Annotated in this window: 21 protein-coding genes; 5 read left to right on the plus strand and 16 right to left on the minus strand. The window is 59.0% G+C overall.

Features of this window, described 5'->3' with window-relative positions:
* Positions 1-10 precede the first annotated feature (10 nt).
* From FHX08_RS23555 to FHX08_RS23565, 3 genes are all read left to right on the plus strand, one after another.
* Positions 11-1,015 (plus strand): ABC transporter substrate-binding protein, encoded by a 1,005-nt coding sequence (locus FHX08_RS23555; RefSeq protein WP_132655666.1) that lies wholly within the window; start codon positions 11-13, stop codon positions 1,013-1,015.
* A 65-nt stretch (positions 1,016-1,080) separates the two neighbouring features.
* Positions 1,081-2,295 (plus strand): acyltransferase family protein, encoded by a 1,215-nt coding sequence (locus tag FHX08_RS23560; RefSeq protein ID WP_132655668.1) that lies wholly within the window; start codon positions 1,081-1,083, stop codon positions 2,293-2,295.
* 162 nt (positions 2,296-2,457) lie between these two features.
* Entirely contained in the window at positions 2,458-3,192 is a 735-nt protein-coding gene (locus FHX08_RS23565) for a sugar transferase (RefSeq protein WP_184327703.1), read from the plus strand.
* A 159-nt stretch (positions 3,193-3,351) separates the two neighbouring features.
* Here the strand turns inward: FHX08_RS23565 and FHX08_RS23570 are convergent, their stop codons facing one another.
* The 9 genes from FHX08_RS23570 to FHX08_RS23610 form a co-directional block, all read right to left on the minus strand.
* Positions 3,352-3,759 (minus strand): F0F1 ATP synthase subunit epsilon, encoded by a 408-nt coding sequence (locus tag FHX08_RS23570; RefSeq protein ID WP_132655672.1) that lies wholly within the window; start codon positions 3,757-3,759, stop codon positions 3,352-3,354.
* Positions 3,759-3,998 carry a hypothetical protein gene (locus FHX08_RS23575; RefSeq protein WP_132655674.1) on the minus strand — a complete coding sequence of 80 codons (240 nt, stop codon included), beginning with the start codon at positions 3,996-3,998 and terminating at the stop codon, positions 3,759-3,761. The genes FHX08_RS23570 and FHX08_RS23575 overlap by 1 nt, the downstream gene beginning before the upstream one ends.
* Positions 3,998-5,425 carry a F0F1 ATP synthase subunit beta gene (gene atpD / locus FHX08_RS23580; RefSeq protein WP_132655676.1) on the minus strand — a complete coding sequence of 476 codons (1,428 nt, stop codon included), beginning with the start codon at positions 5,423-5,425 and terminating at the stop codon, positions 3,998-4,000. The genes FHX08_RS23575 and atpD overlap by 1 nt, the downstream gene beginning before the upstream one ends.
* Positions 5,426-5,447: 22 nt before the next feature.
* Positions 5,448-6,332: a F0F1 ATP synthase subunit gamma gene (locus FHX08_RS23585; RefSeq protein WP_132655678.1), complete on the minus strand. Its 885-nt coding sequence runs from the start codon at positions 6,330-6,332 to the stop codon at positions 5,448-5,450.
* Between the two features lie 28 nt (positions 6,333-6,360).
* The gene (gene atpA / locus FHX08_RS23590) at positions 6,361-7,890 is read right to left on the minus strand and encodes a F0F1 ATP synthase subunit alpha (protein ID WP_132655680.1); all 1,530 of its coding nucleotides are present in this window, start codon (positions 7,888-7,890) and stop codon (positions 6,361-6,363) included.
* The gene (locus FHX08_RS23595) at positions 7,890-8,456 is read right to left on the minus strand and encodes a F0F1 ATP synthase subunit delta (RefSeq protein WP_132656289.1); all 567 of its coding nucleotides are present in this window, start codon (positions 8,454-8,456) and stop codon (positions 7,890-7,892) included. The genes atpA and FHX08_RS23595 overlap by 1 nt, the downstream gene beginning before the upstream one ends.
* A gap of 255 nt (positions 8,457-8,711) precedes the next feature.
* Positions 8,712-9,101, minus strand: a complete 390-nt coding sequence (locus FHX08_RS23600; protein ID WP_132655682.1) for a DUF4345 domain-containing protein — start codon at positions 9,099-9,101, stop codon at positions 8,712-8,714.
* Between the two features lie 77 nt (positions 9,102-9,178).
* Positions 9,179-11,395, minus strand: a complete 2,217-nt coding sequence (locus FHX08_RS23605; RefSeq protein ID WP_132655684.1) for a primosomal protein N' — start codon at positions 11,393-11,395, stop codon at positions 9,179-9,181.
* Between the two features lie 48 nt (positions 11,396-11,443).
* The gene (locus tag FHX08_RS23610) at positions 11,444-12,385 is read right to left on the minus strand and encodes a GNAT family N-acetyltransferase (RefSeq protein ID WP_132655686.1); all 942 of its coding nucleotides are present in this window, start codon (positions 12,383-12,385) and stop codon (positions 11,444-11,446) included.
* A 143-nt stretch (positions 12,386-12,528) separates the two neighbouring features.
* Between FHX08_RS23610 and FHX08_RS23615 the strand changes: the two genes are divergently transcribed.
* Positions 12,529-13,464, plus strand: a complete 936-nt coding sequence (locus FHX08_RS23615; RefSeq protein ID WP_132655688.1) for a tyrosine recombinase XerC — start codon at positions 12,529-12,531, stop codon at positions 13,462-13,464.
* 87 nt (positions 13,465-13,551) lie between these two features.
* Positions 13,552-14,628, plus strand: coding sequence for a TraB/GumN family protein (locus FHX08_RS23620; RefSeq protein ID WP_132655690.1), 1,077 nt, complete (start codon positions 13,552-13,554; stop codon positions 14,626-14,628).
* 12 nt (positions 14,629-14,640) lie between these two features.
* Here FHX08_RS23620 and FHX08_RS23625 read toward each other — a convergent pair whose 3' ends face one another.
* The 7 genes from FHX08_RS23625 to FHX08_RS23655 form a co-directional block, all read right to left on the minus strand.
* Positions 14,641-15,141 (minus strand): cytochrome b, encoded by a 501-nt coding sequence (locus tag FHX08_RS23625; protein WP_132655692.1) that lies wholly within the window; start codon positions 15,139-15,141, stop codon positions 14,641-14,643.
* A gap of 102 nt (positions 15,142-15,243) precedes the next feature.
* Positions 15,244-16,647, minus strand: a complete 1,404-nt coding sequence (gene lpdA, locus FHX08_RS23630) for a dihydrolipoyl dehydrogenase (RefSeq protein ID WP_132655694.1) — start codon at positions 16,645-16,647, stop codon at positions 15,244-15,246.
* Between the two features lie 24 nt (positions 16,648-16,671).
* Positions 16,672-17,424, minus strand: a complete 753-nt coding sequence (locus FHX08_RS23635; RefSeq protein ID WP_132655696.1) for an SDR family oxidoreductase — start codon at positions 17,422-17,424, stop codon at positions 16,672-16,674.
* Positions 17,421-17,954, minus strand: coding sequence for a hypothetical protein (locus tag FHX08_RS23640; protein ID WP_409527419.1), 534 nt, complete (start codon positions 17,952-17,954; stop codon positions 17,421-17,423). The genes FHX08_RS23635 and FHX08_RS23640 overlap by 4 nt, the downstream gene beginning before the upstream one ends.
* Positions 17,947-18,690, minus strand: a complete 744-nt coding sequence (locus FHX08_RS23645) for a DUF4241 domain-containing protein (RefSeq protein ID WP_132655700.1) — start codon at positions 18,688-18,690, stop codon at positions 17,947-17,949. Before FHX08_RS23645 ends, FHX08_RS23640 begins: the two co-directional genes overlap by 8 nt.
* Positions 18,691-18,705: 15 nt before the next feature.
* Positions 18,706-19,950, minus strand: coding sequence for a 2-oxoglutarate dehydrogenase complex dihydrolipoyllysine-residue succinyltransferase (gene odhB / locus FHX08_RS23650; protein WP_132655702.1), 1,245 nt, complete (start codon positions 19,948-19,950; stop codon positions 18,706-18,708).
* A gap of 31 nt (positions 19,951-19,981) precedes the next feature.
* A complete protein-coding gene (locus FHX08_RS23655) occupies positions 19,982-20,299 on the minus strand; it encodes a YciI family protein (RefSeq protein ID WP_132655704.1) in 318 nt (105 codons plus the stop codon).

The following is a 20,299-nucleotide window of genomic DNA, read 5'->3' on the forward strand; positions in this document are numbered from 1 at the left end:
GGAGGTCACAATGCTTCTCACCCGCCGACAGACCCTTTTTGCCGCCATGGCCGCAAGCCTGGCCGGCAGCGCCGCCCTGGCCCAGTCCGCTGCCAAGGTGCGTATCGCGCTCGACTGGACACCGAACACCAATCACATCGGCATCTATGTCGCCAAGGCCAAAGGTTTTTATGAAGCCGTGGGCCTCGACGTCGAGATTCTGCCCTATGCAGACACCAGCGCCGGTACTCTCGTCGCAAATGGAGTTGCCGATTTTGGCATCTGCGGAGAAATCGAGACTTTTACCCAGCGCGTCGCCGGGGCGGATGTGAAGCTCGTCTATGCCGTGGTACAGACGGAAACCGGCAGACTGATTTTTAAGGGCGGTCGCGACGACATCAAGAGCCCGAAAGATCTCGACGGAAAGACCTATGGTGGCTTCGGCGGCGCCTGGGAAGAGGCGCTGGTTTCCTCGATGATCCGCAACGACGGCGGCAAGGGTAAATTCCAGGCCGTCACGCTCGGCACCTCGGCCTATGAGGCGCTCGATAACGGCGCGGTGGATTTCACGCTGGAGATCTACACTTGGGAAGGCATTGCCGCCCAGCTTGAAAAGCGGCAGGTCGGCCGCTGGCGCTATACCGATTACGGCATTCCTGATGAGCAGACGACCGCAATCGCCTCCAGCGATGCTTATCTTGCAGCCAATCCGCAAAATGCCCGCGCCTTCATTCAGGCGACACTCAAGGGTTACGCCTTTTCGGTCGATAATCCGGATGAGGCCTGCAACCTGCTGATTGCGGGTAGCAACGGCGCACTGCTCAATACCGACCTTGTCAAGGCATCGCAGAAGGCACTGGTCGAGGGGCATTTCCTTAAGGGCGAAAACGGCGCAATCGGTACCATCGATCCGGCCAAGGCAGAAGCAATCGGTACCTTCCTGTTCGATCATGGCATCCTGCTTGACGCGAACGGCGCGGCGCTGAAGGAAAAGCCAGATTTTTCCGCCTATTACACCAACGATCTGCTTGGTTAAGATGATCCTGCCCTTGCCGGCGGCAGCTTTCCGCTGCAAAGTCCGGCAAGGAGCGAGGGAATGATATGCAGCAGCAGGACCGGGTGGCCGGAGCAGATTTCTTGCGTGCAGCCGCCTGCCTGCTGGTACTCACCCATCATCTCATTCTGCGCATCGACCTAACCAAGCTCGGCGAAGGATTGCGACCGATACTGACCGCCTTGCGCTTCGGCAATTTCGGCGTCGCCATCTTCTTCATCCTCAGCGGCTTTTTGCTGGCCTTACCGTTCTGGCACGCCCTTGATGCTGGCGATACCATGCCCGATCTGCGCATCTATGCGCTACGCCGCGCGGCCCGCATCGTACCCGGCTATTGGGTAGCTTTGACGGCGGGCTTCATCGTCAGCATCACGTTACTTGGTCATGCGCTGACACCGGAACTTACTCTGCGCTATGCCAGCGGCCTTTGCTTTATGAGCCAATGGCACTGGCGTACTTTCTTTCCTGTCGAAGGGAACGGCCCGCTTTGGTCCATATCGTTCGAAGTGACGAGCTATGTGCTGCTGCCGCTTTGTTTCCTCTGGCTTTTCGCTATTCCAGAAAGCCGCCGCTCTCCACCCGTCACGCGGCTTGCCTGGCTTGGCATGATTGTTGTGACGCTGTTCGCCCATGAAGCTTTCCGGATATTTTCCCTTCCCGATGAGATTGAGCGTGGTTGGCAATACGGCATGCAGGGCGGAGCGAAGGAGTGGATGCCCAACTACAATCCCATCGGCTTCTTCGCCGTTTTTGCGCTCGGTGCGCTCTCAGCCGGCATCCAGACCTTGCTGCCGCGAAAGCGTCGGATCTGGTTCGATATCATCGCGTTGACCTGTCTTGCCGCAGCCGGCCTGTTGCTGCCGCTTTCGACAGGCGGACCTTGGGATGCCTACGGATGGCTCGGAATTCCCTACGCCTTTCCGATGTTTCCAGTTCTGACCGCCGTCGCCCTTTTGGCCCTTTCGCGTTCTGTGCTGCTTGCAGCATTACTCGACAATGCCTTCACACGCTTCACGGCCACCATTTCATTCGGGATCTATATCTGGCAGGACATCGTTCTGACCTCGCTGCAGACGATCTCTCCCGCCATATTCGGCATCGGTAAAGACGATCCGGTACGCGACTGGCTTACCGGCTGCGTCTTTGCGACGGCGGTCACTTTTCTTCTCGCAAGCTTCAGCTACTTTCTTCTTGAGTTGCCGGTAATACGGCGCGCCGCACGCATAACGCGTAGTAATTCAGCTATTACTCAATATAGTTAATTTTCAACCCCTCAAAAATATCATAAAGATATCGGCAAATACTCCCTAATTTGGCTCTTTTAGGGTTACGAAAATACTAACGAAGCGGGTGACAAATCGAGCTCGTCCATGTATTTGTGCCAGCGCGACGCAATAGGCGAGTATTTCCACGGACGTTGCTTAATGAATGTGTTCAATTCGAAGCTTCTAGATACGGCCTTCTCTGCAAAAACAGTGAAGATGAAAGCTCTCGATGCAGCGAATTCCAATATTCGCCAGCCCGAAAGCTTTGCCGCATTGGGTGGCCGGAAGAGACTTCAGCTCGGCCTGAAGAGAACTTTCGACATTTTCGGTGCCACGAGCGCGTCGGTCATCCTGCTTCCGGTTTTTCTGACGATCGCGCTTCTCATTGTGCTCGATGACGGTGGGCCGGTATTTTTCCGGCAGATTCGCTGGGGCCTGAAGGGTAGCAAGATCACGGTCTATAAGTTTCGCTCCATGCGGTCGGATCTCTGCGATCCGACCGGCGTCGAACAGACTGTCAAGGGTGATCGGCGCCTGACGCGGATCGGCGCCTTCCTGCGCAAGACCAACATCGACGAGCTTCCACAGCTCCTCAACGTCATAAAGGGTGATATGTCGCTCGTCGGTCCCCGCTGCCATGCCATCAACATGCGCGCCGCCGGCATGCTCTACGAGGAGTTGGTGCCGGAATATCATTATCGCCATCTGATGCGGCCGGGTATCACCGGTCTCGCCCAAACGCGTGGCTGGCGCGGTCCGACGGAACGCCCTGCAGAGGCGCGCGCGCGCATCGCCAGCGATATTTATTACATTAGAAATTTCAGCATCTGGCTGGATATGAAGATCATGTTCCGCACGCTACTGTCCGAACTGCGCGGCGGCACCGGGTTCTGAGATACCGAATTTTCGCGAATTAAATCAATCAAGACAGGTGGTGAAATACGGCCTGTCTTGGTTTTGCAACATTCGCGGCGATAAGGAGCAGCTCATTCCGCAAAAAAAGCGGCCTGAAGGCCGCCTTTCTATCCACTCTATGATGTCTGACTGAACCGATCAGTCTTGACCGACCATGCCCTGCAGGCGGGTCATCTCCATGATGAAGTGCTCGAGCTTGGACTTGTGCTCGTGATGCACGACATCCTCGAGTTCCTTCTTCGCAGCTTCGATGCGACGGGTCAGTTCGTCCTTGTTTAGTTCTTCCACCGGAACGGCAGATTCAGCAAGCAGCGTGCAGCCGCTGGGCAGGACGTCAGCGAAACCGCCGAACACGACGTAATCCTGCTTCGAGCCGGAAGAGGAACGAACGCTTACGATGCCCGGCTTGATGGTCGTCATCGTCGGGGCATGGTTGGCCATGACCGTCATTTCGCCTTCAGTGGCAGGAATGACGACCTCGGTCACCATTTCCGACAGCAGCAGACGCTCCGGCGAAACGAGCTCAAAGTTGAAATTGTCAGCCATCAGTGACTTACCTTCTCGGCTATGGCTTTTGCATCTTGCAATTTGGTCCCGCAGAACGGGCAGTGCACTATCGCCTGGTCGAGATAGCCAAGGCCTTCCTCGGTCTGAGCCAACCCGACGACCATCATCATCACACCGTTATCGGCACGGTAGATGGTCGGCGCCGCCGGTTCAGGAAGTTCTGCCACGACACTCTTGAGGGCGTCGCAGCAGAATATCTCGTCCTGAGCGTCGCTCATCAAGCAGCAGCGAGCTTCTTGGCCTTCTCGATGGCTTCGTCGATCGAGCCGACCATGTAGAAAGCAGCTTCCGGCAGATGGTCATATTCGCCGTTCACGAGACCCTTGAAGCCCTTGATCGTGTCTTCGAGAGCAACCAGCTTGCCCGGCGAACCGGTGAAGACTTCTGCAACGAAGAACGGCTGCGACAGGAAGCGCTCGATCTTGCGGGCGCGGGCAACCGACAGCTTGTCTTCTTCAGACAGTTCGTCCATGCCCAGGATGGCGATGATGTCCTGCAGGGCCTTGTAGCGCTGCAGCGTCGACTGAACCTTACGAGCAACTTCGTAGTGCTCCTCGCCAACGACCATCGGGTCGAGCATCCGCGACGTGGAGTCGAGTGGGTCAACAGCCGGGTAGATACCCTTTTCAGCGATCGAGCGCGACAGAACGGTTGTTGCGTCCAGGTGGGCGAACGAGGTTGCCGGTGCCGGATCGGTCAAGTCGTCGGCCGGAACGTAAATGGCCTGAACCGAGGTGATCGAGCCCGTCGTCGTCGTGGTGATGCGTTCCTGCATCTGGCCCATATCGGTTGCGAGCGTCGGCTGATAACCCACGGCCGAAGGAATACGGCCAAGCAGAGCCGACACTTCCGAACCAGCCTGCGTGAAGCGGAAGATGTTGTCGACGAAGAACAGAACGTCCTGGCCCTGGTCACGGAAGTGTTCAGCAACCGTCAGACCCGTCAGAGCGACGCGAGCGCGGGCGCCCGGCGGTTCATTCATCTGGCCGTAAACGAGTGCAGCCTTGGAGCCTTCGCCGCCGCCATGCTTGTTGACGCCCGATTCGATCATTTCGTGGTAAAGGTCATTGCCTTCGCGGGTACGTTCACCCACGCCTGCGAAGACGGAGTAACCACCATGCGCTTTGGCGACGTTGTTGATCAGTTCCATGATCAAAACGGTCTTGCCAACGCCTGCACCGCCGAACAGACCGATCTTGCCGCCCTTTGCATAGGGGGCGAGAAGATCAACGACCTTGATGCCGGTGACGAGGATCTGCGCTTCCGTGGACTGCTCGACATAGGCCGGAGCGTCCTGGTGGATAGCGCGCTTGTGAGCGGTGTTCAGCGGGCCTGCTTCGTCGACCGGCTCGCCGATGACGTTCATGATACGGCCGAGGGTTTCGTCACCAACCGGAACCGAGATCGGAGCGCCGGTATCGGTAACCAGCTGGCCGCGAACGAGACCTTCAGACGAGTCCATGGCGATCGTGCGGACTTCGTTTTCGCCCAGATGCTGAGCGACTTCGAGAACCAGACGGTTGCCGTTGTTGTCGGTTTCGAGCGCGTTCAAAATCGCCGGCAGTTCGCCTTCGAAAGCAACGTCGACGACGGCGCCGATAACCTGGGTGACTTTGCCGACAGAGCGGGTAGCTGCCTCAGCCATTTTCTTACCCTCTTTTCCTAACTCAGAGCGCTTCCGCGCCCGAAATGATTTCAATCAGTTCCTTGGTGATCTGAGCCTGACGCTGACGGTTGTAATTGAGCGTCAGCTTGTTGATCATCTCACCAGCGTTGCGCGTCGCATTGTCCATCGCGCTCATCTTGGCGCCCATTTCGCCCGCGACGTTCTCGAGGAGAGCGCGAAAGATTTGGACGGAGACATTGCGCGGGATCAGATCGTCAAGGATCGACGTCGGATCCGGCTCGTATTCGTAGACAGCGCCGGCATGATCGGCATCCTCGGCGACAGCTTCGGGAGCCTTTGCCGGAATGAGCTGCTGCGCGGTCGGAACCTGGCTGATCACCGACTTGAACTCGGAGTAGAACAGCGTGCAGACGTCAAATTCACCGGCATCGAACATCTCGATGATACGTTTGCCGATCTGGTCGGCATTCTCGAAACCGATCTTCTTGACGTCACGCAGTTCTTTGCGCTCGACGATCATCGACGCAAATTCGCGACGCAGGATGTCATAGCCCTTCTTGCCGACGGTGAAGATCTTCACCGTCTTGCCTTCAGCGACGAGCTTGCGGACATGATCGCGCGCAAAGCGGGCGATCTGCGAGTTGAAGCCGCCGCACAGGCCGCGTTCGGCCGTGCAAACGACGAGCAGGTGAACCTGGTCCTTGCCGGTACCGGTCATCAGGACCGGCGCGCCATCCGCATCGGAAACGGCCTTGGCGATGTTCGCCAGGACCGCATTCATACGCTGCGAGTAAGGCCGGGCGGCCTCGGCCGCCTCCTGCGCACGCCGAAGCTTCGCCGCGGCGACCATCTTCATCGCCTTGGTGATCTTCTGCGTCGCCTTGACGGAGGCGATCCGGTTTTTCAGATCCTTAAGTGAAGGCATCCGTTATCCGTCCTAACCTAGGGCCCGATTACTGGAAAGACTTGGCGAAGCTGTCGAGAGCAGCGGTCAGCGCACCCCTCGTCGCGTCGCTGATAGCCTTTTCCGTGCGGATCGTATCCAGGATGGCAGAGCCTTCCGAACGCAGGTAGGACAGCAGACCCTGCTCGAACCTGCCGACCTGAGCAACCGGCAGCTTGTCGAGGTAGCCGTTGACGCCTGCGAAGATCACAGCGACCTGCTCCTCCGTCTTCAGCGGCGAGAACTGCGGCTGCTTCAGGAGTTCGGTCAGGCGAGCACCGCGGTTCAGCAGGCGCTGCGTTGCAGCATCGAGGTCCGAGCCGAACTGGGCGAAGGCGGCCATTTCACGATACTGGGCGAGTTCGCCCTTGATCGAGCCGGCAACCTGCTTCATCGCCTTGATCTGGGCCGAAGAACCGACGCGGGAAACCGACAGACCGACGTTAACGGCCGGGCGGATACCCTGGTAGAACAGGTCGGTTTCGAGGAAGATCTGGCCATCGGTGATCGAGATCACGTTGGTCGGAATGAAGGCCGAAACGTCGTTACCCTGTGTTTCGATGACCGGCAGAGCAGTGAGCGAACCGGCGCCCTTGTCGTCGTTCATCTTTGCAGCGCGCTCAAGAAGACGCGAGTGCAGGTAGAAAACGTCGCCCGGATAGGCTTCGCGACCCGGCGGGCGGCGCAGCAGCAGCGACATCTGGCGGTAAGCAACAGCCTGCTTGGACAGGTCGTCGTAACCAATCAGCGCGTGCTGGGCGTTGTCACGGAAGTATTCGCCCATTGCGCAACCTGCGAACGGAGCAAGATACTGCATCGGAGCCGGATCGGAAGCCGTAGCGGCAACGACGATCGAGTACTTCAGCGCGCCACGCTCTTCCAGAACCTTGACGAACTGGGCAACAGTCGAGCGCTTCTGGCCGATGGCAACATAGACGCAGAAAAGCTTGTCCTGATCAGGGCCGTTGTCATGGATCGGCTTCTGGTTCAGGAACGTGTCGAGAATAATGGCGGTCTTGCCGGTCTGGCGGTCGCCGATGACGAGCTCACGCTGGCCACGGCCGACTGGGATCAGAGCATCGATAGCCTTGAGGCCGGTCGACATCGGCTCATGAACCGACTTGCGTGGAATGATGCCTGGAGCCTTGACGTCGACGCGCGCACGACGGGTCGCGTTGATCGGGCCCTTGCCGTCGATCGGGTTACCGAGAGCGTCGACGACGCGGCCGAGCAGTTCCGGACCAACCGGAACGTCAACGATCGCGCCAGTACGCTTGACGGTGTCGCCTTCCTTGATGTCACGGTCGGAGCCGAAAATAACGACACCGACGTTGTCGGATTCAAGGTTCAGCGCCATGCCGCGGATGCCGCCGGGGAACTCGACCATTTCACCAGCCTGAACGTTGTCCAGACCATAAACGCGAGCGATACCGTCACCAACGGAGAGAACCTGGCCGACTTCCGAGACTTCTGCCTCTTTGCCGAAGTTCTTGATCTGGTCTTTAAGAATTGCGGAAATTTCCGCAGCGCGGATATCCATCAGCCGACCTCTTTCAATGCAAGCTTAAGGGTAGAGAGTTTGGTACGAAGAGACGTATCAATCTGACGGGACCCGACCTTGACGATCAGACCACCAAGAATTGACGGATCAACCGTGACAGCAATTGCCACGTCTTTGCCGGTGACGCCCTTCAGCGCCGCCTTCAATTCATTTTCCTGCTCTGCTGTCAGAGCATGGGCCGAAGTGACTTCGGCAGAAATTTCGCCACGCTGGTTGGCAGCAATGATGCGGAAGGCCTTGATCATGCCCGGCAGGGCAAACAGACGACGGTTACGCGCCACGACCTTCAGGAAGTTGGCGAAGAAGCCCGAAATGCCAGCCTTTTCGCTAATCGCGATGATCCCCTTGAGCTGATCTTCTGCGGAGAAAACCGGGCTGAGAACAAAGCGCTTCAGGTCTTCGCTTTCATCCAGCATAGTCTGGAATCGGTCAAGATCGGCGGTAACGCTGTCAACGGCGCCTTCTTCAAGGGCCAGCTCGAAAAGCGACGAGGCATAGCGCTCTGCAACACCAGAAGTAAGCTGGGACGTGTCTGCCACGGGCACAAATTTCCCTGATTTCAATTCAAAACCGGACTTTCGGCGGGCGCCGAACTTATGACTTTGAATTCGTTTTGATTTCCCCCAGAAATCGCAAGAGAAGCCTCTTGCTTCTTCCGAAATTCGGGGTCCGTCTAACATAGGATATTCGGACTCGCAACACGCGTAATGCCGGAATACGTGTTTCGCTCGATTTTCTGCCGGCAAAAATGCCGAAACGCCCGAAAGCAGCCTGTGAGACGTATTCTTTAATACGTTTAATCAGCTCTGCAGGAAGCCAAATACGTAAAGCAGAGGCAGCGCCGCGACAAGCGCCTGCACAACCAGAAGTAACCAATTGAGGAGCGTGTTCCCCTTGTCTGACAGGATGGAGATGATGCGGGCAAAAGCGGCCATCACGAACGCCGCTCCGAAGGCCGTATAGATCAAAGGCTGGGCCAGTACGATCGCACCGAGGCCGAGGCCGAGATAGAAGCCGCCCATCGACCGGACTTCGCTAAAGCCTTCACAACGTTCGCCACGCGCGGCCAGACCGAACGCCCGCATCGCAAGACCGGGCGCGAACATGATCACGAAGCCCGCGAAGGCGGTGAAGGCGGCCGCGCCGAAGGCAAGCTGCTCGCCAAATTCCGTCGGAAATTCAAACTCCATGCATCGACCCCAATCATCAGCTGATTCTACGTTTATGCCATGATCGGCCGGTTGCGGAAACGCCGGGTGAAAACGATCTACAGGAAGCTCTGCGGATCGATGTCGAGCTGTACCTGAACCGAGCCGCGCTCCTTCGGCGATTGCGACAACATCGCCCGCAGATAGGCCTGCATGTCTGAATTGCGGCGTCCATGGACCAGCAGACGGAAACGATGACGGCCACGCACCAGCGCCAGCGGCGCCTCTGCCGGGCCGAGAACGGAAATGCCGGAAACCTGCGGTGCGGCATTGCGCATACCACGCGCATGGTTCTCCGCATCATGACGCGTATCGGCCGAAACGATAATTGAGGCGAGCCTGCCAAATGGCGGCAGGATCGCACGCTCACGCTCGCTGATTTCGCGGTCGTAGAAGGCGCGCGCATCGCCGGAGACGATCGCCTGCATGACTGGATGCTGCGGCTGATAGGTCTGCAGCAAACCGTGGCTCTTGAGGCCGGTTCGCCCGGCACGGCCCGTGACCTGCGAAAGAAGCTGGAACGTCCGCTCCGCTGCACGCGGATCGCCGTTCGCCAGCCCAAGATCGGAATCGACAATGCCGACCAATGTCATCAGCGGAAAGTTATGTCCCTTGGCAACGAGCTGCGTACCGATGACGATATCCGCCTCGCCCTTGGCGATGGCATCGAGTTCCAGCCGCAGCCGTTTCACCCCACCCATGATATCGGAGGAGAGCACGATGGTGCGCGCGTCGGGAAAATGGCGCTCCACTTCTTCTGCGATACGCTCCACACCCGGCCCGCAGGCGACGAGGTGGTCGAGCGTTCCGCATTCCGGGCAGGCCTCCGGCGTCGGCTCGGAATGACCGCACTGGTGGCATTGCAGCTGCCGGCGGAAGCGATGCTCCACCAGCCAGCTCGAACACCGCGGGCACTGGAAACGATGGCCGCACACACGGCAAAGCGTCAGTGGCGCATAGCCGCGCCGATTGAGGAAGAGCAGCGCCTGCTCGCCCTTTTCCACCGTCTTGCCGATCGCCCTGATCAGCACGGGCGACAGAAAGCCGCCTCGCTCCGGCGCATGGCGTCGCATGTCGATCAGATGCAAGTCAGGCAAAGCCGCATCGCCGAAACGCGTAGGCAGGTGTATCGTGCTGTAGCGTCCACTCTGGCCGTTGACCTGGCTTTCCACCGATGGCGTCGCCGAAACGAGCACGACAGGGAAATCGCCGATCCGCGCCCGTACGACCGCCATGTCACGCGCATTGTAATAGACGCGATCCTCCTGCTTGTAGGCCGGGTCGTGCTCTTCATCGACAATGATCAGCCCAAGATCCTCGAAAGGCAGAAACAGCGCCGATCGCGCGCCCGCGACGACCCTCACCTCACCCGTCACCGCCTGCCGCCAGACCTTTTCGCGCATCCGCGGCGCAAGATCGGAATGCCACTCGGCAGGCTTCGCCCCAAAACGATTCTGAAAGCGTTCGAGGAAACTCGCCGTGAGCGCGATTTCCGGCAGCAGGATCAGCACCTGCTTGCCACGCCTCAGCGTCTCGGCAATCGCCTCGAAATAGACTTCGGTCTTGCCTGATCCGGTCACGCCGTCGATCAACGAGACTGCAAATTCGCCCTTGCGCACTTCGTCCAGGATTTCTTCGGCGGCATCTTTCTGCGGACCGTCGAGGCGGGAGCCGATAAAATCCGGATCGGGCCTAGCGACGACAGGCGGCGGCGGCAGGAAGATCGTCTCGAAAATGCCCTGTGCGATCAGCCCATCGACGACACTGGTAGAGACGCCCGCCGCATGGGCAAGACCGATGCGTGTCCAAGGGAGCCCGTCCGCTGCGGTATCGAGCACGCGCGCGCGCGCCGGTGTCATCCGTTCCGGTTCGCCGCCGACGAAGCGCAATCCTTCTACCATTGGCTCCGGCTCGAAGGCATTCGGCGCCCTCAGCGCCATGCGCGCCACCAGACCCGGCGGAGAAAGCGTGTAAGCCGCCACCCAGTCGATGAAATCCCGCATTTCCTTGTTGAGCGGCGGGCAGTCGAAGACATGGGTAATAGGCCTGAGCTTCTTCGGATCGACGCCATCCTCGCCACCGTCCCACACGACACCGATAACCTGGCGCGGACCAAGCGGCACCTGCACGACTGAACCGGGTTCGACCGCCATGCCTTCGGGTACTGAATAGGAATAGGGTTTTGGCGCCGGCATCGGCACCAGCACCGGAACCGTGCGGTTCACGGGCGGGGCTTCGAAAAGTGCGCCAAAGAGATCGGACGAATCTGTACTCATTGCGGCAGACCATGCCCGCAACGACAAAAAATTGGAACCATAAAGAGGTCAGACGGCCACGGATTCAGCCGGTTGCGCAGACGGATCGAAGACAGGTATGAACTGCGCATCTCCATCTGCAGCCATGTCGCGGATAGTGTGATTTTCCAGAGCCTTCGTCACCTCGTTCAGATCGCCGTCAAGCTGCTCAACCGGAATGAGATTGCCGATAACGAAATCAAAACGGTCACCCTTCTTGTTCAGAAGCTCGTGAAAAACCGTCATGTCGCGCAGCTCGGTCGACCATTTGGCGAACCAGTAAAACAGGCCGGAATTGCGCGCCGTCATGTGAACGGGAAGGATCGGCAGACTGTATTTGCGGGCAAGGCCAACCGCAGATGTCTTCCACGGCCGCTCATTGAGGCGCCCGTTTGCCCAGTAGGCGATACGGCCCGATGGGAAAAGCACGGTCGCCTTGCCTTCCTTTACCGCGTGATTGGTCAGCTGCAGCGTCTCTCGTGTTTTGAGCTTGCTCTTGAATTCCTCGCGCCACTCGACCGGAATAATGATTTCCGCAAAGCGTGGATTGACGCGCACTGCATCCCGATTGGCGAAGAACATCATATCCGGGCGGCGCGTCTTCAAAAGATCGAATACGGCCACGCCGTCAGCAATGCCGGTTGGGTGGTTGCTGACGAGAATGAAACCGCCGGATGCCGGAATGCGCTCGGCATTCTTAACATTGATATCGAGCTTCAGCAGGTTGCTCATATATTCGAACGACTGGAAGCCAGGCATATTGGCGACATCATTGGCGAACTCGATCGCCCTGTTATAGCGCAGCAATGTGTAGAGAAACGGCCGCATGACAGGCCAGAGCGGATGACGGACGATCTTCTGACCGCGCTCGGCGATCAGCGTATCGACGATATGGCCGGGTTTTCCGTGCGAGACCAAGGCGATCGCTTCCGCAAGCTGTCCGAAAGCCGTCATCGAGTCGCGCCGTGCCATAAAAATTCCTGTCTTAACGGAGCTACAAGCTATCTCAGTGAATTATGATCGATACATGACAAGGGCTTGGCAAGCATTAGCAATTCCATAACGCCACTGTTTCAGAATTGGGGTTATGGAAATCAAATTCAAGAGCCATGGCCGTGAATGAACTTCTGATCATCGCCGATCCACACCTGATGGCGGAGCGCAACGCTTGGCTTGAAAATCTGACACGCGAACGCCGTCTTTCCGAGCATACGCTCGATGCTTATGAGCGCGACACACGCCAGTTCCTGACCTTTCTGACCGGTCATCTCGGCGGCCCCACGACGCTGCGCGACATTGAGACGCTGCGCCCCGCCGACTTCCGTGCTTTCCTGGCAGCCCGCCGCCGCGATGGAACCGGTGCCCGCTCACTCGGTCGCAATCTCGCCGGCCTTCGCTCCCTTTTGCGCTATCTGGAACGCAAAGGCCTCGTCAACGCTGCGGGCGCTGGCGCTGTGCGATCGCCGAAACAACCGAAATCTCTTCCGAAGCCACTCTCTGATAGACAGGCTATAACCGTTGTCAGTAACGACGCGCAACTTCATGACGAGCCATGGATTGCCGCTCGCGATGCGGCTGTCATGACACTGCTTTACGGCTGCGGCCTGCGCATTTCAGAGGCGCTCGACGTGAAGCCAAGCGAAATCAGTGCCGGCACGACGACGCTGCGCATTACCGGCAAGGGCAACAAGACGCGCCTCGTGCCTTTGCTGCCGATCGTCCTTGAAGCCGTCGAGAAATACCGACAGCTCTGCCCCTTTCATCTTGACGAAGGCCAGCCGCTCTTTCGCGGCGCGCGCGGCGGCAGACTACAGCCCGCCATCATCCAGCGCGCCATGCAGAAACTGCGCAGTGCCTTCGGCCTGCCGGATTCCGCAACCCCGCATGCGCTGCGCCATTCCTTCGCCACCCATCTGCTGGCCGGCGGCGGCGACCTGCGCACCATTCAGGAACTGCTCGGCCACGCCAGCCTTTCCACCACCCAGGTCTATACCGGCGTCGATGCGTCAAGGCTTCTGGAAGTGTATGATAAGGCCCATCCGCGCGCTTAATCCTTCGTTAACACTGTCTCTTAAAGGAATATGCGCAAGCCCGGCGTACAGCATGACACTTGAGGCATTTGTGACCGGATTACCAGCATGACGATCTCTATCGGCCACCGGACTTTCCATATCGCGCAGCCGGGCAATATCCTGCTCTGGCTGTTCGCAGCCTTCCACATGCTGCTCGTCGCCGCGCTGCTCTCCGTCGTCTTTTCCGTCACGACGGCCGATGCTGCTGAGGATAATTGCACCGGAGCGAATCTGCTGACCGAACTGCAGCAGAAGGACCCCGCCCGTTACGCCGACGCCGTGAAGGAAGCGGATGCGACGCCAAACGGCAAAGGCATTTTCTGGAAGATCGAAAAACCGGGTCTCAAAGCCTCCTGGCTGCTCGGCACCATGCACGTCACCGATCCGCGCGTCCTGAACCTGCCGCCGCGCGCACAAACCGCCCATGACGGCGCCGATACGATCATCATCGAGTCCGACGAAATCCTCGATGAGAAGAAGGCCACTGCCTCGCTTCTGATGAGACCGGACCTGATGATGTTCACGGACGGCACCACGATCGAGAAGCTTCTTTCTCCTGAAGATTACACCCGTCTCGAAACCGGTCTGAAGCAGCGCGGCATCCCGTTATCGGCCGTTTCCCGCATGCGCCCCTGGATGATCGCAAGCGCAGTGGCACTTCCCGCCTGCGAGATCGCCCGCAAGGCAAAAGGCGGGCAGTTCCTCGATCAGAAGATCGCTGCCGATGCGGCGGCCGAAGGCAAGCAGGTCAAGGGCCTGGAAACGCTGGCCGAACAGCTGCAGGCCATGGCGGAGCTACCAGTCGAATTTCATCTGAAGTCGCTGATCGAAACCCTGGAACTCGGAGCCAGGATGAACGATGTCGTTGAGACCATGACCGATATCTATCTCTCCGGCGATATCGGCATGACGATGCCGATGCTGAAGACCGTCACACCCGAAGGCAGCGACGAGGACAGCGACTACGCCGCCTTCGAGCAACGCGTCATCCTTGACCGCAATAAGGTTATGGCCGAACGCGCCACACCCATCCTCGCCCACGGCAACGTCTTCATGGCCGTTGGCGCCCTGCACCTTCCCGGCAAGGAAGGTGTCATAGAACTGCTGCGCCAGCAGGGTTTCACGGTCACGGCGGTCAACTGACCGGGCTAGTCTTTAACCGATAGTCATCCGCCGCAAAACATCGGTCTTCCAGTAAAACTGGTGAACCAGCGCGCCGAATACATGCGCAACAATGACGATCCACAGGATGAGCTTCAGGATATCGGCATGCAGCGAGCTCAATGCTTCCACACCGAGATAATAGACCGCGATACCTGACACGGGCAGGGCGAGCAGCAGCACATAGAGGCTTGCATGCGCAAGCCGCGCGGCAAGGCGAAAGATTGCCGGCTCGCCTGCGGATTCAGGCGGCACGCCCTGCACGAAGCGCAGACAGAGCCTGAGGACCGTCACAAGCAGGATGGCAATGCCGACATAGGCATGGATATTGGCCGAAGCGATTTGTTCCGGCGAGGGCGTCCCGCCACGGCGGACAAGCCGATACCAGGCATTCATCCCATCGGGCAAAAGAAGATTGTAGAGGACCAGCAGCACGGTCGCCCAGTGAAGGAAACGTTGAGGGAGGCTGTAGCCGACAACGACGCGATCATTCATATTCTTGGCTTTCGTCAAAGAGTTAGCAAAGCTTGCCTAACAAATAAAAATGCCGCTCGTCTGAAGGCAAGCGGCATTATGAATGATTGCTGATATTTAATCTTACATATGGATCGGCTTGAAGAATGCGGCGAGCGCTGCTTCCTTCACGGCCTCCGACATGGTCGGATGCGCATGGCAGGTGCGGCCGAGGTCTTCAGCGGAACCACCGAACTCCATCAGCACGGCGATCTCGTGAATCATCTCGCCGGCGCCGAAGCCGACAATGTGGCCGCCGAGCACGCGGTCGGTTTCCTTGTCGGACAGGATCTTGACGAAACCGTCCGTCGCCAGCATGGCGCGGGCGCGGCCGTTCGCCGAGAACGGGAACTTGCCGACCTTGTAGGCGACGCCTCCAGCCTTCAGCTCTTCTTCAGTCTTGCCGACGGAAGCGACTTCCGGCTGAGTGTAGACGACGCTCGGAATCACGTCGTAGTTCACATGGCCGTGCTGCCCGGCGAGGATTTCGGCGAGAGCCACACCTTCGTCTTCAGCCTTATGCGCCAGCATCGGACCCTTCACGACGTCGCCGATCGCATAAATGCCTTCGACATTGGTCTTGAAGTGGCCGTCGATTTCGACGCGGCCGCGATTGTCAAGCTTGACGCCTGCCTCTTCGAGACCGAGGCCGGCCGTGTACGGAATACGGCCCGTGGAAATGAGAACGACATCGGCTTCGAGCGTCTGGGCAGCACCGCCCGCGACCGATTCGAAGGTCACCTTGGCGCCGTTGTCACCCTTCTCGACGCCGGTTACCTTGGAGCTCAGCTTGATGTCGATACTCTGCTTGCCGAGCATGCGCTGGAACTGCTTGGAAACATCCGCATCCATCGTGCCGAGAATCTTGTCGAGAAATTCGACGACGGTAACCTTTGCGCCGAGACGCGACCAGACCGAGCCGAGCTCGAGACCGATGACGCCACCGCCGACAACGATCATCGTTTCCGGCACTTTCTCGAGAGCGATCGCGCCGGTCGAGGAGACGATGATCTTCTCATCGATACCAACCTTCACGCCCGGAATGCCCGCCACGTCGGAGCCCGTGGCGATGACGATGTTCTTGCCTTCGATTTCCTGAACCGTGCCGTCTTCGGCGGTCACCGATACCTTGCCGGCGGAGACAATCTTGCCTGTGCCATGGAAGGCGTCGATCTTGTTCTTCTTGAACAGGAAGGCAACGCCATCGACGTTGGACTTTACCGTCGCGTCCTTGTGCGCCAGCATCTTGTCGAGGTTGAGCTTGGGAGCAGCGACCTCGATGCCGAGTTCATCCATGTGATGGGTTGCATGGAACATTTCGGAAGCATGCAGCAGCGCCTTGGAGGGAATGCAGCCGATATTCAGGCAGGTGCCGCCATAGGTGGCGCGCTTTTCGACGACCGCGACCTTGAGGCCAAGCTGCGCAGCCTTGATTGCCGCGACATAGCCGCCAGGGCCGGTTCCGATAACGATCACATCATAAGACATTGCTTTTTCCTTTTGCGTTATTGACTAGCGCCCGCCGCTCACGTTGAGGATCGCGCCTGTTATGTAGGATGCCGAAGGCGAGAGCAGATAGACGATCGCGTCGGCTACCTCTTCCGCCTGTCCGGTTCGCTTCATCGGGATCGATGAAGCCATTTCTTTTGGCTTGTCCGGCTGTCCGCCCGAGGCATGAATATCGGTTTCGATGATGCCGGGCCGGATGGCGTTCACCCTGATGCCTTCAGCTGCGACTTCCTTGGAAAGCCCGACCGTGAAAGCATCGATGGCTGCCTTGGAGGCGGCATAGTCGACATATTGCGCAGGCCCGCCGATCACCGCGGCCATCGAGGAGATGTTGACAATCGCACCGCCCTGCCCGCCATGGGCAGCCGACATGCGTCGTACAGCCTCGCCGGCGCAAAGGATGGAACCGGTCACATTGATCCGCATCATCCGTTCAAGGCGCGCGGCCGACATTTCGTCGACCCTTGCAATGTAATCAACGACACCGGCATTGTTCACCAGCCCGTCCAGCCGCCCGAAATATCTGTCGACCGCCTCGAACATCGCGACGATATCGGCGGCATTTCCAACGTCGCCCTTGACGGCGATCGCGTCGCCGCCGGCCTTCTTGATCTCGGAAACGACGGAATTTGCAGCGTCCTCATTGGAGGCATAGTTCACCGCGACACGCCAGCCGTGACGGGCAGCAACCAGGCAGGCTGCAGCGCCGATGCCGCGGCTACCACCGGTAACGAGTAAAACGGGGCTGTCGGTCATTGTGCGCATCCCTTGAAATCGAGGACGTCCCAGGGCGCCACCTTTGCCTTGCCGTCACCCCAGACGGAAGATTGGCGGATCGCCGGGCCGAGACCGGGAAAGACAATTTTTTCCGCGGCAGGACTATTACCGGACTGCAGGTTGTCGAGCCTGCCATCGGCACCTGCGCGATAGACAAAGCCCTGCCACACTGTACAGGCATCGAGGTCGGCACCCGTGACGTCGCCATCCGGGCAGTTGAACAGCACCATGCCCATGGTCCGCTCCGGATCATCCGACGGCATCACGTAACCATCCATCACGACAGGGGTCTTGAGTGCACTGAGCTTGAACCGGTGGCTGGAAGTTGCGGCTTCAGATGTTATCGGCGAAAAGCGCAGCTCATAGGCACCATCGCGATCGGCATAGATTGCGTTGGCCTGCCTGCACTCGGCAGCGATGACCGAAGCCGGCGCGCAGGCAAGCGCGGCGATCATCATCGCGACTGCGCCCTTCCGCTTGGTCAGCATAGCCCCGCCCCGCTCATTGATGGTTCGGCTCCCTGCGGCCGTCAGCATTCTCAGTGACCTGGAAATCCGTCAGCAGCACCAGCGGACGCCCGTCCTTGTCCAATCCCCAGAAAACCGGATAGAAGCCATCGCCCCAACCGCTCCAGAAGATTGCGATATTGCCCTTCTTGCCTTTGATTGGCCGATGGAGATCATAGACGCCCTTGTTGGCATCGAGCTCCGAAGCGACCACATCGTCATAATAATTTACATCGGAATCCGGCTTCTGGGTCTGCACCTGCTGCTCACGCTGCCCGATCAGCACAAGCGTATCGGCATCCATATAACTGCCGAGGCCGGCATCGACGGGATAGCCGAAGATCTCGTCATCCTTCAGCGCAGCGACATCCTGACCGGGAAGTGTCGCAAGCTCCCAATGATCGGGCTTGCCATCGGCAAAACGCATGCTTGCAGCCGCAACCCGTCCAAAGGCCTCATAGAGGCGCACTGGATAATCGCCGATGGGAACCGTTTTCGCCAAGGCCGGCCGATCCGGCTGCGCCAACGGATCGGCAGCAACGATACGGCCCGAAGTCAGCTCGACATTGCCCATATCAACGGTCTTGATGGCGCGTGTGGAAAGCTCCGCATCGCTCAATGATACAAGATCGAAATTGCTGCTCGCCTTGTTCACATCGAAGGCAAGCGCCGAGACCGGTATGAAGGCAACCATGGCGCAGAATACTGCGCCCGCCGCTCGCATGATCCGGTCTCGCATGGCAGATCGCTCCGCTTAGAGGTCCAGGACCAGACGTTCCGGATCTTCCAGGCTTTCCTTGACGCGCACGAGGAAGGTCACGGCTTCCTTGCCGTCGACTATGCGGTGATCGTAGGATAGCGCCAGATACATCATCGGACGGATGACGACCTGACCGCCAATGGCGACCGGGCGCTCCTGGATCTTGTGCATGCCGAGAATGCCCGACTGCGGTGCGTTCAGGATCGGCGAGGACATCAGCGAACCGTAGACGCCGCCATTGGTGATGGTGAAGGTGCCGCCCTGCATTTCGGCCATCGACAGCGAACCGTCACGGGCTGCCTTGGCGAGGCGACCAAGTTCCTTCTCGATTTCGGCGATCGACATCTGGTCGGCGTCACGGATGACAGGAACGACGAGGCCCTTGTCGGTGCCGACGGCCATGCCGACGTGGCAGTAGTTCTTGTAGATGATGTCGGTGCCGTCGATCTCGGCGTTGACGGCCGGCAGCTCCTTCAGGGCGTGCGTGACAGCTTTGGTGAAGAAGCCCATGAAGCCGAGCTTCACGCCATGCTTCTTTTCGAAGACGTCCTTGTACTTGTTGCGCAGGTCCATGACGGCCTTCATGTCCACCTCGTTGTAGGTGGTCAGCATGGCTGCCGTGTTCTGCGCATCCTTGAGACGCTTGGCGATCGTCTGGCGCAGGCGCGTCATCTTCACGCGCTCTTCGCGGGCGGCATCCTCTACCGTCGACGGACCACGCGGTGCGGCAGGCGCTGCCGGAGCGACGGCAGCCTTGGCGACGGCAGCAATGACATCACCCTTCAGGACCTGACCGCGTTTGCCGCTGCCGTCGACCTGATCGGCCGAGAGATTGTTTTCTGCGAGCATCTTAGCAGCAGCCGGAGCCGGCGGCATGGAGGATACGGCAGCGGCCGGAGCTGCAGCGGCGGCAGCCGGTGCGGCAGAAGCAGCAGGCGTCGGAGCCGGAGCGGCGGGTGCTGCTGCCGGAGCTGCGGCAGCAGGAGCAGCAGCGGCAGCCGCACCTTCAGCGATCTGGCCAAGAAGCGCGCCAAGACCAACGGTTTCCCCAGCCTGGGCGACGATTTCCGAAAGCGTGCCGGAAGCTGGGGCCGGAACCTCGATGGTCACCTTGTCGGTTTCAAGCTCGAGAATGGGCTCGTCAGCCTTCACGGCGTCGCCGACCTTCTTGAACCAGGTGCCGACGGTTGCCTCGCTGACGGATTCACCGAGTGTTGGAACGCGGATTTCTGTGGCCATTGTTCAAATCCTGATTGTGCTTGTTATCGTGTTAGATAGCGGTCCCGGCCTGTGGCCGGAGAATGATGGAGGGCATTGGCGAGACATCGAAACGGAAACCGAAGCCGGATGTGATGATCGGGTCCGCATCGGCAAGCGCCCGCGCTGCCGCCTGGTCCGCAACCTCGACGATCGCGATGCCGAAGGCCCCTTCCTCCTCGAAGACGGGACCGACGGCAATCGCCGATCCTGCAAGAGCGTTCTGGTGCCAGTATTCGGCATGGCGTTTCATCGCCGCCATTTCCTCCCCGGTTCCGTCATGCGGGAACGTGGGGCGCGGTGGCACGAGTCTCATGAAAAAATATGCCAT

Origin of the sequence: Rhizobium sp. BK529, assembly GCF_014194105.1 — a bacterium.
Taxonomy (GTDB): Bacteria; Pseudomonadota; Alphaproteobacteria; order Rhizobiales; family Rhizobiaceae; genus Rhizobium.

Bases quoted from the DNA above. Each gene is read 5' to 3' on its own strand.
- FHX08_RS23625 (WP_132655692.1), bottom strand. From the start codon at position 15,141: ATGAATGATCGCGTCGTTGTCGGCTACAGCCTCCCTCAACGTTTCCTT.
- FHX08_RS23585 (WP_132655678.1), bottom strand. From the start codon at position 6,332: ATGCCTTCACTTAAGGATCTGAAAAACCGGATCGCCTCCGTCAAGGCG.
- lpdA (WP_132655694.1), bottom strand. From the start codon at position 16,647: ATGTCTTATGATGTGATCGTTATCGGAACCGGCCCTGGCGGCTATGTC.
- FHX08_RS23560 (WP_132655668.1), top strand. From the start codon at position 1,081: ATGCAGCAGCAGGACCGGGTGGCCGGAGCAGATTTCTTGCGTGCAGCC.
- FHX08_RS23605 (WP_132655684.1), bottom strand. From the start codon at position 11,395: ATGAGTACAGATTCGTCCGATCTCTTTGGCGCACTTTTCGAAGCCCCG.
- FHX08_RS23600 (WP_132655682.1), bottom strand. From the start codon at position 9,101: ATGGAGTTTGAATTTCCGACGGAATTTGGCGAGCAGCTTGCCTTCGGC.
- FHX08_RS23620 (WP_132655690.1), top strand. From the start codon at position 13,552: ATGACGATCTCTATCGGCCACCGGACTTTCCATATCGCGCAGCCGGGC.
- FHX08_RS23575 (WP_132655674.1), bottom strand. From the start codon at position 3,998: ATGAGCGACGCTCAGGACGAGATATTCTGCTGCGACGCCCTCAAGAGT.
- atpD (WP_132655676.1), bottom strand. From the start codon at position 5,425: ATGGCTGAGGCAGCTACCCGCTCTGTCGGCAAAGTCACCCAGGTTATC.
- odhB (WP_132655702.1), bottom strand. From the start codon at position 19,950: ATGGCCACAGAAATCCGCGTTCCAACACTCGGTGAATCCGTCAGCGAG.
- FHX08_RS23555 (WP_132655666.1), top strand. From the start codon at position 11: ATGCTTCTCACCCGCCGACAGACCCTTTTTGCCGCCATGGCCGCAAGC.
- FHX08_RS23570 (WP_132655672.1), bottom strand. From the start codon at position 3,759: ATGGCTGACAATTTCAACTTTGAGCTCGTTTCGCCGGAGCGTCTGCTG.
- atpA (WP_132655680.1), bottom strand. From the start codon at position 7,890: ATGGATATCCGCGCTGCGGAAATTTCCGCAATTCTTAAAGACCAGATC.
- FHX08_RS23610 (WP_132655686.1), bottom strand. From the start codon at position 12,385: ATGGCACGGCGCGACTCGATGACGGCTTTCGGACAGCTTGCGGAAGCG.
- FHX08_RS23635 (WP_132655696.1), bottom strand. From the start codon at position 17,424: ATGACCGACAGCCCCGTTTTACTCGTTACCGGTGGTAGCCGCGGCATC.
- FHX08_RS23565 (WP_184327703.1), top strand. From the start codon at position 2,458: ATGAATGTGTTCAATTCGAAGCTTCTAGATACGGCCTTCTCTGCAAAA.
- FHX08_RS23655 (WP_132655704.1), bottom strand. From the start codon at position 20,299: ATGGCATATTTTTTCATGAGACTCGTGCCACCGCGCCCCACGTTCCCG.
- FHX08_RS23645 (WP_132655700.1), bottom strand. From the start codon at position 18,690: ATGCGAGACCGGATCATGCGAGCGGCGGGCGCAGTATTCTGCGCCATG.